The 13,914-nt window shown below is 65.6% G+C and carries 13 protein-coding genes; 2 read left to right on the top strand and 11 right to left on the bottom strand.

The annotated features are described in order from the left end of the window. Nucleotides 1-44 precede the first annotated feature (44 nt). Nucleotides 45-902: an aldo/keto reductase gene (locus tag M2428_RS14495; RefSeq protein ID WP_277526649.1), complete on the bottom strand. Its 858-nt coding sequence runs from the start codon at nucleotides 900-902 to the stop codon at nucleotides 45-47. A 131-nt stretch (nucleotides 903-1,033) separates the two neighbouring features. On the opposite strand from M2428_RS14495, the gene M2428_RS14490 reads away from it, so the two are divergent. Then, nucleotides 1,034-1,957, top strand: a complete 924-nt coding sequence (locus M2428_RS14490; RefSeq protein WP_277526648.1) for a helix-turn-helix transcriptional regulator — start codon at nucleotides 1,034-1,036, stop codon at nucleotides 1,955-1,957. Nucleotides 1,958-2,011: 54 nt separating this feature from the next. Here M2428_RS14490 and M2428_RS14485 read toward each other — a convergent pair whose 3' ends face one another. Beyond that, nucleotides 2,012-3,262, bottom strand: coding sequence for an MFS transporter (locus M2428_RS14485; RefSeq protein WP_277526647.1), 1,251 nt, complete (start codon nucleotides 3,260-3,262; stop codon nucleotides 2,012-2,014). Nucleotides 3,263-3,336: 74 nt separating this feature from the next. Between M2428_RS14485 and M2428_RS14480 the strand changes: the two genes are divergently transcribed. Then, nucleotides 3,337-3,879 carry a helix-turn-helix domain-containing protein gene (locus tag M2428_RS14480; RefSeq protein ID WP_277526646.1) on the top strand — a complete coding sequence of 181 codons (543 nt, stop codon included), beginning with the start codon at nucleotides 3,337-3,339 and terminating at the stop codon, nucleotides 3,877-3,879. Nucleotides 3,880-3,918: 39 nt separating this feature from the next. Here the strand turns inward: M2428_RS14480 and M2428_RS14475 are convergent, their stop codons facing one another. The 9 genes from M2428_RS14475 to M2428_RS14435 all read right to left on the bottom strand — a co-directional run bounded on the left by M2428_RS14475 (nucleotide 3,919) and on the right by M2428_RS14435 (nucleotide 13,913). Continuing rightward, nucleotides 3,919-5,241 (bottom strand): nicotinate phosphoribosyltransferase, encoded by a 1,323-nt coding sequence (locus M2428_RS14475; protein WP_277526645.1) that lies wholly within the window; start codon nucleotides 5,239-5,241, stop codon nucleotides 3,919-3,921. A gap of 167 nt (nucleotides 5,242-5,408) precedes the next feature. After that, on the bottom strand, nucleotides 5,409-6,167 hold the full coding sequence (locus tag M2428_RS14470) for a DsbA family oxidoreductase (RefSeq protein ID WP_277526644.1): 759 nt from the start codon (nucleotides 6,165-6,167) through the stop codon (nucleotides 5,409-5,411). 108 nt (nucleotides 6,168-6,275) lie between these two features. Further along, entirely contained in the window at nucleotides 6,276-6,812 is a 537-nt protein-coding gene (locus tag M2428_RS14465) for a GNAT family N-acetyltransferase (protein ID WP_277526643.1), read from the bottom strand. A 123-nt stretch (nucleotides 6,813-6,935) separates the two neighbouring features. Further along, on the bottom strand, nucleotides 6,936-7,784 hold the full coding sequence (locus M2428_RS14460) for a sugar phosphate isomerase/epimerase family protein (protein ID WP_277526642.1): 849 nt from the start codon (nucleotides 7,782-7,784) through the stop codon (nucleotides 6,936-6,938). Between the two features lie 84 nt (nucleotides 7,785-7,868). After that, on the bottom strand, nucleotides 7,869-9,092 hold the full coding sequence (locus tag M2428_RS14455; protein WP_277526641.1) for a substrate-binding domain-containing protein: 1,224 nt from the start codon (nucleotides 9,090-9,092) through the stop codon (nucleotides 7,869-7,871). Continuing rightward, nucleotides 9,092-10,204 (bottom strand): ABC transporter permease, encoded by a 1,113-nt coding sequence (locus M2428_RS14450; protein WP_277526640.1) that lies wholly within the window; start codon nucleotides 10,202-10,204, stop codon nucleotides 9,092-9,094. Before M2428_RS14450 ends, M2428_RS14455 begins: the two co-directional genes overlap by 1 nt. Next, nucleotides 10,201-11,238, bottom strand: a complete 1,038-nt coding sequence (locus M2428_RS14445; RefSeq protein ID WP_277526639.1) for an ABC transporter permease — start codon at nucleotides 11,236-11,238, stop codon at nucleotides 10,201-10,203. The genes M2428_RS14450 and M2428_RS14445 overlap by 4 nt, the downstream gene beginning before the upstream one ends. Further along, the gene (locus M2428_RS14440) at nucleotides 11,235-12,824 is read right to left on the bottom strand and encodes a sugar ABC transporter ATP-binding protein (RefSeq protein ID WP_277526680.1); all 1,590 of its coding nucleotides are present in this window, start codon (nucleotides 12,822-12,824) and stop codon (nucleotides 11,235-11,237) included. Before M2428_RS14440 ends, M2428_RS14445 begins: the two co-directional genes overlap by 4 nt. 93 nt (nucleotides 12,825-12,917) lie before the next feature. Beyond that, the gene (locus tag M2428_RS14435; RefSeq protein ID WP_277526638.1) at nucleotides 12,918-13,913 is read right to left on the bottom strand and encodes a sugar phosphate isomerase/epimerase family protein; all 996 of its coding nucleotides are present in this window, start codon (nucleotides 13,911-13,913) and stop codon (nucleotides 12,918-12,920) included. Nucleotide 13,914: the final 1 nt, after the last annotated feature.

Raw genomic sequence — 13,914 nt, 5'->3', positions numbered from 1 at the left:
GTCCGGGTGGCCGGTCGGGTCACCCGGACGGAAGGCGGGCCGGGTTAGTCGATCCTGCGTCCGCCCAGCCAGCTCACCATGGCGGGGTCACGGTGGTCGAAGAAGAGGCTGGCGCCGGTATCCAGTGTGGCGATCTTGCCCATCTGCTCGTCGGTGAGCTCGAAGTTGAAGACGTCGAGGTTCTGGGCCATCCGCTCCGGACGCACGGACTTGGGGATGACGACGACCTCGCGCTGGATGAGCCAGCGGAGCACCACCTGGGCGACGGATTTGCCGTGGTCCTCGGCGATGGCGCTGAGGACCGGATTGGTGAAGAGGTTGTTCTTTCCCTCAGCGAATGGCCCCCAGGACTCGATCTGGACGCCGCGTTCGCGCATCAGCTCGTGATCGGCGGCGCGCTGGTGGAAGGGGTGGGTTTCGATCTGGTTGACGGCAGGGACGATCTCGTTGTGGTCGATGAGGTCGATCAGCCGGTCGGGGTGGAAGTTCGACACACCGATCGCACGGGCAAGGCCTTCCGTGTGGATGTCCTGCATGGCCCGCCACTCGCTGTAATAGTCTCCAAGCGGCTGATGGATGAGGTACAGGTCGAGGTAGTCCAGTCCCAGCCGGCGGAGTGAGTTTTCGAAGGCGCGCCTGGTGTCGTCCTGAACGCTGCCGGCCGGGGCGTGCTGGATCCAAAGCTTGGTGGTGACGAAGAGCTCCTCGCGGGCGATTCCGCTCGCCTTGATTGCAGCGCCGATGGCCGCCTCGTTGCCGTAGGAGGCCGCCGTGTCCAGGTGCCGGTAACCGGCGGCGAGGGCGGCTTCGACGGCGGCCTGGGTTTCCGCGTCGGGGATCTGGAAGACGCCGAAGCCGAGGATCGGCATCTGGACGCCGTTGTTGAGGGTGAAGGTATTCATGGTGTCCTTGCAGGATGGGGAAACTGGACTCATTCCAGAAAACCAGCCAATTCCTGCGCGCGGGAGTGCCTGCCGTGCGGTGTACTGGCAGTTCCTGTTAGGCCGGGCCGGGCCGCCGTAGCGTAGGGGCCATGGAGAACAGTCAAGACGTCCGCGAGTTCCTCATGAGCCGGCGGTCGCGCATCACACCCGTCCAGGCCGGGCTGCCCGCCTACGGCGGGACAAGGAGGGTGGCCGGCCTCAAACGCGAGGAAGTGGCCATGCTGACCGGCGTCAGCACGGAATACTATGCCCGGCTCGAACGGGGAAACCTGCGGGGAGTTTCCGAGAGTGTCCTCGAATCCCTCGCCGTGGCCCTCCAGCTCGATGAGGCTGAACGGGCCCACCTGCTCGACCTCGCTAAGGCCGCCGCGCCATCGCGGGCATCAGAAAAGCGCCGGGTACGGGCGGAACTGCGGCCCAGCGTTCAACGGATCCTGGCCGGGATGACAGGCACGCCCGCCTACGTCCGCAATTCACGTATGGACATCGTGGCCGCCAACAGCCTCTGCTTCGCCCTCTACGGGGGCATCCTCAGCCCCGACATCCTGCCCCTGAACCTCGCACGGTTCATGTTCCTCGACCCACGCTCCCGGGACTTCTTTCTCGAATGGAACACCCTCGCAGATGACCTCGCCGCCGCCCTCCGCACCGAAGCAGGCCGCAACCCGCGCGACAGGGCCTTGAACAGCCTCATTGGTGATCTCGCCACCGGAAGCACGGAATTCTCGACCCGCTGGGCACGGCACAACGTCCGCTTCCACCGCTCAGCTACCAAGACACTGCACAACCCACTCGTGGGGGACATTGAACTCACGGGCGATTCACTCGAACTCCCCGGAGAGGGGCTGACCCTCATCGCCTACACCGCGGAACCGGGAAGCCCTGCCCAGCAACAACTCGACTTCCTCACCAGCTGGAGTACAACCGGAAAAAGTCCGGCTGAACCGGCTCCAGCCAACGCGCACACCGCAACGACCCAGCCACCCGAAGGCGAACCGCGGGACCGACCATGAGCGCCAAATGACGCTGCGAAAAACGCCGATCGTTAGAGTCCACGCCGTAGCAACTTAGGATTCGACGTCGGCCGCGGCAATGGCCTTGTCCGTGAGGATGGGCACCATCCCGAGCAGTGCGAGGGTCAGTATCCCCATGATGCCGAACATGACCTGCAGGCCCAGCCATTGGGCCAGCAGGCCGCCCGCTGCTGCGCCGAGCGGCATGGTGCCCCAAGCCAGCAGCCGGTAGGCGCTGTTGATTCTGCCCAGCAAGCGGTTGGGAGTAATGCGCTGGCGCAGGGATACGGTGATGACGTTCCACAGCACGATCAGAATGCCGCCCACAAAGAGGATTGGGCCAAGAACATAGGGGTTGTCGGTCAGGGCGGGCGCACCTACGAAGAGCGCGACCCCGAAGACAGCGAGCGTCAGCGACTTCGAACGCCCCAGCCTGGCCTCCACCCATTCGGAGATGAACGAGCCAACGAAGGCGCCGAGAGCCGAGGTGGTCAAAAGTAGGCCGAACCCCACTTCGGACAGTTCCATTTCTGAGGCCGGACCCACGGCAAACAGCACCAGGACCGCGAAGGCCGCGCTGGATGCGAAGTTGAACACCCCGGTCATCACCGCGAGCGTGCGAAGGATCTTCTGGTTCCAGAGGAACCGCAAACCCTCACCAATGTCGAATCGCAGTGTCGTCTTCTGCTCCCGCTCTGTGCGAAAAGCCCCCGGGATGAGGAGCAGGCCACCGACGGCGGCAAGCCACAGTGCCGCTGGCACGGCAAGGCCCGCAACGACGCCGGTGGCCACCAGCAGCCCGCCCAGCGGCGGGCCAATGAACTGGTTGGCGGTGAGCTCGACGGCGTAGAGCCGGCCGTTGGCGCGCGACAGCTGATCCCTGTGCACCACCTGGGGCATGATCGACTGGGCGGAGGTGTCGTAGAGCGTTTCGGCCACACCCACCATCAATGCGACAGCGTACAGTGCCCAAATGGAGCCGAAATCCAGCAGGACGACGGCGACCAGCACGGCGGGCAGCAGGGCGCGGCTGAGGTTGGCCCACACCATGAGCTTGCGCCGATCCAGCCGGTCGGCCAGCGCTCCGGCAGTCAGGGCGAAGAGAAGCCAGGGAAGCGTCGCAGCGACGGTCAGCCCGGCAATAAGCGTGGGTGACTGAGTGAGCTGAATGGCCAACAGTGGCAGCGCGATCTTGAAGACGCCGTCCGCGAGGTTGGACAGCCCGGATGAGGTCCACAGCTTCCAGTAGGACACGCCCAGGGGAGCACGAACCCGTTCCTTCACCGGCGCAGCATGAACAGTCATACGTGAACCATTCCCTATTGATTGAGAAAATTCAAGGTGGTTGAATCTAGTACATCAGTTTGTAGGATGGATACATGACGGACGCTGAGCAGACAAGCGCGGCGGGGAAAAAACCCGCCGCGAGCGCCCGGGAAATTAAGGCGCTGGCCCATCCGCTGCGCTTGAGGATCCTGCGCCTGTGCGGGCTCCACGAACTGACCAACAAGCAACTCGCCGACCGACTGGACCAGGACCCGGGGACGATGCTCTATCACGTGCGGCAATTGCTCTCCACCGGCTTCCTTGAACCCGCGGAGGTCCGCACGGGGCGAAGTGGTGCGCTGGAGAAGCCGTATCGTTCCACGGGGCGGTCCTGGAATCTGGACACCGCACTGCGTGAAGCTGGTCCGGACGGTCCGCTGGCACCGATCGAGGCGTTTCGGGAAGAGCTGACGGACGCAGGGCCGGATGCGCTTGCCAGCCTCTCACGCTTCGTTCTGCACCTCTCCGAGGGAGACGCTGAGGACCTCATTTCGCGCATCGAGGCTGTGCTGAACGAATACACCGACAGTGATCGGCAGCGATCGGACCAGCCCGCATACGGCGGCATCTTTGTCCTGCACCGCTCGCCAGACTAGGTGGTTGAGCCCTCCACCAAGGGCCGCCTGCTCGCAGACCTATTCGTAGATGGTGGGGATGGCCGGCTCGCCGGGCTGCAGCCTGTCCACCACCCGGGGCAGCTCTGCCATGGAGGCCGTGTGCCGTTCCCGCGCCCGCCCGACCGCGTCCGGTCCGGTCCAGCCGGGCAGGATCTCGCCATCCTTCATGAACTGCTGCAGTAGGGGGCGCCCGTTCCTGCCGGTGCCCGGCGGGTGGCCGACGCCGAGGACCTCGTGGGTGGCGGTGCCGCGGTGGTCGAGGCGGCGCACGGCGAACTTGCGCCCGCCCATGTTGATCTTGTCCTTCGAGGTCTTTGCGACGGCGGCCAGCTCACCGGTGTCCCCGGCCCGGCTTACCAGCTTGTAGACCATCCCGGCGGTGGGCGCCCCGGATCCGGTCACCAGCGATGTGCCGATGCCATAGGAATCGGCCGGGGCAGACCGGAGCGCGGCGACCGAGAATTCGTCCAGGTCCGAGGTCACCACGATCCTGGTGTGCGTGTTGCCGAGGCTGTCCAGGAGTTCGCGGACCCAGCGCGCCTGGGCCACGAGGTCTCCGGAGTCCAGCCGGACAGCCCCGAGTTTGTCTCCGGCGAGGCCGACGGCGGTGCGGACCGCCGCTTCGACGTCGTACGTGTCCACGAGCAGCGTGGTCTCGAGTCCCAGGGAGGCCAGCTGCGCCGCGAAGGCCGCGCGCTCGGAGTCGTGGAGCAGGGTGAAGGAGTGGGCCGCGGTGCCGATGGTCCGGAGGCCATAACGCCGCCCTGCAGCCAGGTTGGATGTGCCGGAAAAGCCGGCAATCACGGCCGCGCGGGCCGCTGCGGCGGCGGCTTCCTCGTGGGTGCGGCGGGAGCCCATCTCAATGCAGGGCCTGCCGCCGGCGGCACTGATCATCCGGGACGCGGCCGAGGCGATGGCGCTGTCATGGTTCAGCACTGACAGGACGTAGGTTTCCAGGACGCAGGCCTCGGCGAACGTCGATTCGACGATCAGGACGGGGGAGTGCGGGAAATACGCCTCGCCCTCCGGATAGCCCCAGATGTCGCCGGAGAACCGGAAGGCGGCCAGCTGATCCAGCGTGTCCTCATGGACCACGCCGGTGCTGCCCAGAAAATCGAGGTCGTCCTGCTCGAAGCGGAAGTCCGCGATCCCCTCAAGGAGCCGGCCGGTGCCGGCTACGATGCCGTACCGGCGCCCGGCCGGCAGCCCCCGGGCAAAGGCCTGGAAGACGGACCGGCGGTGTGCGGTCCCGGAGTGCAGGGCCGCCTGGAACATGGTCAGCTCATAGTGGTCGGTAAACAGGGAGGTCCGGCGTCCGCCCGGGCCGGCCGAAGTGTCCATGCTCCACTCTAGGCCGGGGGATCCGCCTGGCCCCAGGGAGTCGCCGGTAACGGGCTGCGTGGCCGCCAAGGCGGCGAGTTCGCCGGAATCCTGCGGGGTCGCCGTAAACTTCCCGCGAACTCGGACGTCTGCGGCGAATTCGACGACGGCGGGCTCAGACGGCGGGCTCAGACGGCGCAGCCGTCGGGCCCGCAGGCACCGGAATCCGCGGCACTGGGATCCCCGGCACTGGCCGCGCCGGGGGCATCCGCGGCGGTTCCAGCCCCCGCGGCGCCCACCATGACCAGCGGGTGGCTGTCCTGCCATGCCTGCTCGAGGGCCGCGCTGAAGGTCTCCGCGGGCTGGGCGCCCGAGAGCCCGAACTTCCGGTCAATCACGAAGAACGGAACGCCGCTGAGACCCAGGGCGCGGGCCTCGGCGATGTCGTTGCGGACGGCGTCGGCGTAGGTGTCCGTGCTGAACAGTTCCGCAAGTTCGCCGGCGTCGAGCCCGAGATCCAGGCCCAGGGCGGTCAGGTACTCCTGGCTGCCGATGTCCTTTCCGTGCTCGAAGTGGTCGCTGAGCAGGCGTTCCTTCGCGGCGTCCTGCTGGCCTTGGGCGGCGGCGAGGTGGATCAGCCGGTGGGCAGTGAAGCTGTTGGCCACCACGACGGCGTCGAACCGGTAGTTCAGCCCCTCGCCCTTGGCCTGCGCCGCGACGTGCTCGAACATCTGCGATACCTGCGCCGGGGCCATGCCCTTGCGCGTGCTCAGGTAGTCCAGTTCGGTGCCGTCGTAATGCTCCGGGAGCGTGGGGTCCAGCTGGTAGCTGCGCCACTGCACCTCCACGGAATCGCGGTGCGGGAAGGCCGCGAGGGCGGTTTCGAATCGGCGTTTGCCGATGTAGCACCAGGGGCAAGCGACGTCGGACCAGATCTCAATCTTCATGCCGGCAACAACCGCGGCGGCGCCGGGTCCATTCCCTCTGCGGCCTGTCGGCTTCGTCACGGCGTCACGGCGTCACGGGCTGACGGACTCACGGCCACGCGGCCCCGCTCACAGCGCGACCGGGCGCTCCATCACGAAGTCGTGCTCCACCGTGTTGCCCAGCTGGAAGGACTTGGTGCCGACCTTGCGGAAGCCGGACTTCTCGTAAAACCGGATGGCCCGGGCATTCTGGCTGTTCACGCCGAGCCAGAGCCCGCGGGCGCCGGCCGCCGCGGCCGCCCCGATACTGGCGTGCATCAGTTCGGCCGAGGCGCCGAGCCCGTGGTGCTCCGGGTGGACGTAGCACTTGCTCAGCTCGGTGCACGGCAGTTCGCGCAGGACCCCGGCCACATCCGGGTCCCGGGTGGGGCGCGCCACCAGCAGGCTGTAGCCGCGGAGGTCGCCGTCGGCATCGATCACCAGCACCGTTACCGCGGGATCGGTCAGGTAGGCCCGGAAATTGGCCTCGCTCAGGGTATTGGCCACATGCGCCGCGATGTCCTCCGGCCGGGATTCCGGCGGGCACGCCAGCGGAAAGGTGATGGCCGCGAGTGCGGCCAGCCTCCCGGCGTCGTCCGCGGTGGCTGTCCGGATCTGGTGCGTCATGGTGGATCTCCTGGCAAGTGCCGAAATTCTTCGCCAGCTAAGGCCGTCAAATGGCGCCTCCTCCGGCGCTAGCTGTCCAGAAGAGACTCTAGTGGGCGCTGGTCCCGACGCCCTACAGCGCACTCACAGGCTGCGGAGAAAAGCCAGGCCACCTTGAGCCAACTCATCCTGGCTCGGAGCCAGCGGGCGCCAGATGGACGCCGCGACGGCAATGGCGGCATTGTCGACCGTAAAACTCTCAATGTTGAGGGGCCCCGTGTAGCCCACTTCATTCAGCACCTGCAGGAAACCTTTCCAGTCGGTCTGGTCCCCGCCGGGGGCGCCGCGGTCGTTCCCGCAAACTTGCACGTGCACCAGATGTTCTCCGGCGGCCCGGACCGCCGCGGCCACCGACCGCTCCTCGATGTGAAGGTGGTAACTGTCCAGCGCGAGGCCGACGCCTTTCCCGAGCAGCGGCCCGAGCGCCTCAAGCGCCTGGTCTACCGTGTTAATCAGCGACGTTTCATACCTGTTCAGGGGTTCGATGCCCAGCACCACACCCGCCTCCTGGGCCCGGGCCGCGACCGGCTGGAGGTTTCGGCGCAGCTCCGCGTAGGCGTCCCGCCGCTGCTCCGGAGACATGCGCCAGACCCGGCCGGTTTGGGCGTAGAAGGGTCCGCACACAGTGGGCGAGCCGATGCTGCTGGCCATGGCGATGCAGGCTGCCAGATAGGCTTGCGTCCTTTCCACGGAACCCGGATCCGCTGCTACCAGGTCCCTGCCCGGTGCCATGGCCCCCACCACAAACGGTTTAAGCCCGCTTGCCGCGAGGGAATCCAGCACCGTCCCGGGCGTGAAGTCGCCGTCGTTTTCCAGCGGGAGTTCGACGGCGTCAAACCCCATGGCGGCGATTTTCGCAAGTAGTCCGGGGAGGTTGGAGTCGGTCAAGGGGGATTCCCAGACCCAGGTGCTGATCCCGGTCAGACGCTCCAAGCTGTCTCCTTCCGTCAGTTTGTCCTGCTGAAAGTTCCAGACGCAGCGGTCCCGCGGGGAATTCCGCGGGACCGCCGGCCCGCGTCAGGGCATCTGCCGTTTCTGCCAGACCTCCGGGTAGCCGGCCAGGTCCTCGCCGCCGAACTTGGCGTAGTGACCGCCCGGCATGCCTGCGTTACGCTGCAGCCACGTGTCCAGTTCGTCTGCGAGGATGGGCTTCTGCGGCAGAACCCACTCGGTAGGGACCTGCTCGCCCTTGAAAATCTTCTCCAAGGCCAGCAGCGGCGTCCGCCATTGGAAGTTGGAATAGACCGGAGCCATGGCCACGATCCCGGTTTGCTTCCACTTGTTCAGAAAGCTCATCTCATCCTCGCCGGTCATCACCGGCAGGGCCTTGCCGGCATCCTCGAAGGCCTCGAGGGCAGCCACCGCACCGTCGCCGGCGTCCATCCAGACGCCCTTGACGTCGCCTGTGGCCAGTTCATCGGAGATGATCTTCTTGATCTCGGTCGGGTCGGCGCCGGTGAAGTAGTCCTTGGCCTGAATTCCCTTTTCCCCGAAGATCTTCTTGGCCGCCGCCCAGCGGTGCTCCAGGACATCCACACCCGGGAGGATGCGAAGGGCAACCACCTTGTCCCCGGACTGAAGCTTGTCACTCAGGAAAGTAGCGGTGTCGATGCCCCAGGCGAATCCGCCGATCGGATGGATGAACGTGGTGGCGCAGTCGGTCTCCACGCCGCGGTCAAACACCACCACGGGCTTGCCTGTTTGGCAGGCACGTTCGACGGCCTGGGTGAGGGCGGCCGTGGAATTGGGTGAAATGACGAACGCATCGCACTTGCCCTCGGCGATGAAATAGTCGATGTCCGCAATTTGGGTGTTGTCATTGTCCTTGGCATCGCGTGTTTCCATTTCGGAAATGACCCCGGAGCCCTGGAGTGCCTTGAGCTGCTGGTTCATGGTGATCCAGCCGGTTTGCCTCCACGGGTTGGAGATGGAGGCGTTGGCGAAGCAGACCTTGTGCGCTCCCGGTGCCTTGAACTTGGACGTGTCCGTCATCGGGCCCGCGATGTACTGCAGGTAGGGCTTCTCCGGGCTCCCTTCAAAGGTTGCCGAGCGCTGCTGGTTCTGTGTGTCGTAGAGCGTCTGGTCAAACCAGTCTTTGCTTGCCGGACTGGATGCCGCCGCAGAGCCTGTGCCGGTCCCTGACGTTTGGGTGACGGATGGGTCGGTGGTGGTACATGCGGTCAGGGCCACCAGCGGCAATATTGCGGCAAGGGCGATCGCGCGGACAGGGTTATTGCGCATCAGACTCTTTCTCCTCCTTGTTCGATGCCCTCGGCGGGCGTGGGCGCTGCGGCCAACTGGTGCTTTTCGTCATGGGCAGCGGAACTGGCTCCCTTGCGCTTGCGCTGCCACGACCTGGATGCTGCGGCCACAGCGATGATGATGATTGCTCCTTGGACCGTGTCCCGCCACGTCGCCTGGACACCCATGAAGTTCAGGAGGGTGAACAACGACTCCAGGGCGAACGCCCCGGCCGCGGCGGACAGGACCCAGCCGCGTCCGCCGCCCAGCACAACGCCCCCGAGAACGACGGCGGTGATCGCCGTGAACTCGTACCCGCGCCCCACCGACGGGTGCACGCCCGCATAACCCACGAGCAGGACGCCGGCCACAGTGGCCGACAGCGACGACATCATGAAGGCGCGCGTCCGCACCCACCAGACGCGGGAGCCGGTCAGTTCGGCCGCCGCAGGATTGTCGCCGATCGCGATAAGCATGCGGCCGTACGGGCGGCGCATCAGAACGAACGCCGCGACCGCCACCGCCGTCAGGATAATGACCGGGTAGGGAATGATGTCCAGGACCGGAACGTCCTGGATGCCGCCGCGTCCGATCTGCCGGAAGCTGTCCGCAGGGTTCCCCTGAGCCGCGCCGCCGGTCCAGTAGAGGACCAGCCCGAGCAGCGCCAGCATCATGCCCAGCGTGACAATGAAACTCGGGACTTGCAGCAGGGTGGTGATCAGTCCGTTCACCAACCCGATGAATGCACCCAGCACAAACATCAGGACCAGCACGGGGATCACCTTGGAATCGTCCTGCCGTATAAGGTTGCCGGCAATGATGACCTGCATCGTCACGACCGATCCCATCGACAGGTCGAATTCCCCGCCGACAATCACGAAGTACTGGCCGATGGCGGCGATGGCAATGGGGGCAGTCCTGCCAACGAACCGGATGAAGGAGCTCGGCTCCCCGAAGGACGGATTCAAGACGACGATGGCCGCCAGGAGCCCGATCAGCAGGATGAAGACGGCGCCGCCGGGGGTGCGCACGGCGCGCAGGAGCCGCTCGGAACGGCCGGCACGGTTCTGCTTGAGAACCGCTCTGCGCTCGGAGTTCAGTGCCGTGCTCATGGCCCCTCCACGGGCACAGGCTGGGCAGCGGGCGCTTCCGCGGAACCTTTCGCGTCGAACCGTTCCGGTCTGCTGACGATCCGGCGCCGGGCGTAGACGGCGACGGCGAGGACGATGACTACGCCCCTGACCACGTCCTTCAGGAACGGGTTGACCTGCATGACGGACATGATGTTGTCCAACATGGCAAAGATCAGCACGCCGCCGAGGGTGCCGGTGATAGTCCCCTTGCCACCGGAGAGCAACGTCCCGCCGAGAACAACTGCTGCGATGGAGAGCAGATCATAGCCGCCCTGGGAACCTACAGTGGGACTGCCTACGCCGAGCCTGCTGGCAAGGAGCAGCCCTGCCATCCCCGCCAGTACTGAACAGATGACATGCGCCGTGATGACCGGCACGTCAACGCGGATTCCGGACGTACGGGCGACGGCAATGTCGCCGCCGACAGCGTAGAGGTGGTGCCCGACACGTGTGCGGTGCAGGAGCAGCCCGGCCAGCCCCGCAGAGGCCAGCATGATGATCGTGGAGACCGGAACTGGGCCGATCCCGGTGGCTCCGACCAGACGGAACGCAAGCGGTGTCTGGCCGAAGCTGCCCTTGAAATTGGTGGCGAGGTAGCCGCTGACGATCAGGCCCACGCCAAGCGTGGCGATGAATCCGTGCACGTTCAGGCGGGCGACGATCAGCCCGTTCGCGAGTCCAATGACTGCTGCCGTCCCCAGCGTCAGCAGGACTGCGGACAGGATGTTGTTTGGATTGTTGGCCATCACACCGGCGGCGATGAGGCTGGCCAGGCTGGTGACGTAGGGAACTGACAGGTCCAGGCTGCCTGCCAGGATGACCAGTGTCTGGCCGATCGCGATGAAGCCCAGAACGCTCGTTCCTGTCAGGATGCTCGAGATATTTCCTGGGCTGAAGAAACTCCGCCCGATGGAGTTCACCAGCAACACACCCAGGATGAGGGTCACCAGCGCCACGAGGTAGACGATCTGAGTGGAGGACAGTCTCTGGAAGAAGCCCCCTCGCTGTTTCATGCCTCTCCTTCGGGTGCCGTCCTGGCGCCGGTTCCCAGCTGAAGGATGGCTTCTTCTGACGTTCCGGCAGGCAGTTCGCCGACGATCCGTCCATCACGCATGACAAGGATCCGGTCCGACATGCCGATAACTTCCGGGAGCTCGCTGGACACCATCAAGATGGCCTTGCCCTCCGCCGCGAGCTGGCGCATCAGCCGGTACACCGCCACCTTGGCCCCCACGTCAATGCCGCGGGTGGGTTCATCCAGCAGGACCAGCAGGGGGCGGATAGCCAGCCACTTGGCGAGGACCACCTTTTGCTGGTTGCCGCCCGACAGGTACTGCACCTCTTGGTCCAAGTCACGGGCGATAACCTCGAGGGAGGAGAATACGCCCGGGATTTCTGTCCTGACGGCTCCTGTGCGGCGCGGAAAAACCGACCTGATCACACTGAGTGCGTTGTCCAAGATGGACTGGTTCAGGCTCAGACCCTCAGCCTTGCGGTCTTCTGTGATCAGGGCCATCCGTGCCCGCACGCCTTGGCGCGGCGACTTGGGCAGCAGCTCCCCGCCGGCCATTTTCATTATTCCGCGGGTGAAGGGAGCTGCGCCAAAGATGCCATGAAGCAATTCCGTGCGGCCGGACCCTTGAAGCCCTGCCAGACCGACAATCTCGCCGGGCCGGATGCTGAGGCTGATCCCGTCCAGCTGGCCGTTTCCGGCGCCTTGCAGCTCGAGGATCGGCTTCTCCTCAGGACCATCGGGGTCCAGGTCCTCCTGGGGTTCCCGCGGTAGCTTGTCCGGGAAGAAGGCCGAGATGGGCCGGCCCACCATCAGCCGGACCAGCTGGGCGTCGTCGAGTTCGGAGGCGGGCAGGCTGCTGACCACCTTGCCGTCTTTCAGGACGGTGATGACGTCGCAGAGGTCGAACACTTCGCGGAGACGATGGGAGACGTAAAGGATGGCCGTTCCACGATCACGGAGGCGTGCCACGATCTCGTAGAGAAGTCTGACCTCGGCGCCGGCCAAGGCCGCAGTCGGCTCGTCCATGGAGATAATCCGAGCGTCGTAGCTGACCGCCTTCGCGATCTCCACCACCTGCTGCTCAGCCACCGTCAGGCTCCTCACCTGCATGGTGGGCCGGATGTCGGCAATCCCCAGAGAATCAAGCAACTCCGCCGTTTGCGAATTCATCAAGGCCTTGTTCACGAGCAGTCCGCGACGCGGCTCCCGGCCCAGATAGATGTTCTCGGCCACCGTCCGGTCGGGGAGGAGATTGAACTCCTGGAACACCGATGACAGCCCCGCTTCGTGGGCCTTCGTGGGGTGGCTGAAGTTCACTTCCTGGCCATCCAGGAGTACGGTTCCGGCGTCGGGCTGGTACACCCCGGCCAGCACCTTCATCAGCGTGGACTTTCCGGCGCCGTTTTCCCCCATGAGCCCGTGAACCTGCCCCCGGTGAAGGCTGAGATGGGCATCTTCCAGTACTGGTATGCCGAAAAAACTCTTTGTCAGCCCGCGGACTTCCAGGATTGGCGGCGGTGCGGGGGAGCCGGAGTGGAGCGCCTCGGAAGCATTCACGGCATCAGTCTCGTTGTGGTTCTCCATCGATGCGCCCTCCACGAGCTAACTGTTACAGCACCGGTTCTGATCCGTCAAGGAATAAGCGAGCGTTCACTATTGCCGCTTTTCGCCGGTCCCTTACTGCTTGAAGGCGGCGTCGAAGGAGGTGTTCGACGGCGGGAAGTCGAACTTCTTGAGCGCTGCGAGGGCCTCGGGGGCGCCATGGAGCCGGTCCATGCCGGCGTCCTCCCACTCGACCGAGATGGGCCCGTCGTAGCCGATCGCTGTCAGGGCGCGGAAGGACGATTCCCACGGCACGTCTCCGCGGCCGGCGGAGACGAAGTCCCAGCCGCGGCGCGGGTCGCCCCAGGGTAGGTGCGAGCCCATCACGGTGTTCCGGCCCGTGGGCCGGAGCTTGGTGTCCTTGCAGTCCACGTGGTAGATCCGGTCCTTGAAGTCCCAGATGAACGAGACCGGGTCGATGCCCTGCCACATGAAATGGGACGGGTCCCAGTTCAGCCCGAAAGCCTTGCGGTGGCCGATCGCCTCGAGAGTCCGGACGGTGGTCCAGTAGTCGTAGGCGATCTCGGAGGGGTGGACCTCGTGGGCGAACCGGACGCCACATTCGTCGAAGACGTCCAGGATGGGGTTCCAGCGGTCGGCGAAGTCCTGGTAGCCGGCCTCGATCACCTTTTGCGGCACGGGCGGGAACATCGCGACGTACTGCCAGATGGAGGACCCGGTGAACCCGACCACGGTGTCCACGCCCAGGGCCTTGGCCAGCCGGGCGGTATGTTGCATTTCCTCGGCGGCACGGGTCCGGACGCCTTCGGGATCGCCGTCGCCCCACACCCTGGACCCGACGATGGCCTCGTGCCGGAAGTCGATCGGGTCATCGCACACGGCTTGGCCCTTGAGGTGGTTGGAGATGGCCCAGACCTTGAGGTTGTACTTCTTCAACACGGCGATCTTGGACTCGACATAGCCGGGCTCGTCCCAGCGCCAGGCGTCGAGGTGGTCGCCGGACACGGCGATCTCCAGGCCGTCGTAGCCCCAGCCGGAGGCCAGGCGGGCGACTTCCTCGAAGGGCAGATCGGCCCATTGGCCGGTGAACAGGGTGTACGGGCGGGGCATG

It is taken from the genome of Arthrobacter sp. ES3-54 (assembly GCF_029504395.1).
Classification (GTDB): domain Bacteria; phylum Actinomycetota; class Actinomycetes; order Actinomycetales; family Micrococcaceae; genus Arthrobacter.
This window is presented reverse-complemented; position numbering and strand designations above follow the sequence as displayed.

Bases quoted from the DNA above. Each gene is read 5' to 3' on its own strand.
- M2428_RS14495 (WP_277526649.1), bottom strand. From the start codon at position 902: ATGAATACCTTCACCCTCAACAACGGCGTCCAGATGCCGATCCTCGGC.
- M2428_RS14490 (WP_277526648.1), top strand. From the start codon at position 1,034: ATGGAGAACAGTCAAGACGTCCGCGAGTTCCTCATGAGCCGGCGGTCG.
- M2428_RS14485 (WP_277526647.1), bottom strand. From the start codon at position 3,262: ATGACTGTTCATGCTGCGCCGGTGAAGGAACGGGTTCGTGCTCCCCTG.
- M2428_RS14480 (WP_277526646.1), top strand. From the start codon at position 3,337: ATGACGGACGCTGAGCAGACAAGCGCGGCGGGGAAAAAACCCGCCGCG.
- M2428_RS14475 (WP_277526645.1), bottom strand. From the start codon at position 5,241: ATGGACACTTCGGCCGGCCCGGGCGGACGCCGGACCTCCCTGTTTACC.
- M2428_RS14470 (WP_277526644.1), bottom strand. From the start codon at position 6,167: ATGAAGATTGAGATCTGGTCCGACGTCGCTTGCCCCTGGTGCTACATC.
- M2428_RS14465 (WP_277526643.1), bottom strand. From the start codon at position 6,812: ATGACGCACCAGATCCGGACAGCCACCGCGGACGACGCCGGGAGGCTG.
- M2428_RS14455 (WP_277526641.1), bottom strand. From the start codon at position 9,092: ATGCGCAATAACCCTGTCCGCGCGATCGCCCTTGCCGCAATATTGCCG.
- M2428_RS14450 (WP_277526640.1), bottom strand. From the start codon at position 10,204: ATGAGCACGGCACTGAACTCCGAGCGCAGAGCGGTTCTCAAGCAGAAC.
- M2428_RS14445 (WP_277526639.1), bottom strand. From the start codon at position 11,238: ATGAAACAGCGAGGGGGCTTCTTCCAGAGACTGTCCTCCACTCAGATC.
- M2428_RS14440 (WP_277526680.1), bottom strand. From the start codon at position 12,824: ATGGAGAACCACAACGAGACTGATGCCGTGAATGCTTCCGAGGCGCTC.
- M2428_RS14435 (WP_277526638.1), bottom strand. From the start codon at position 13,913: ATGCCCCGCCCGTACACCCTGTTCACCGGCCAATGGGCCGATCTGCCC.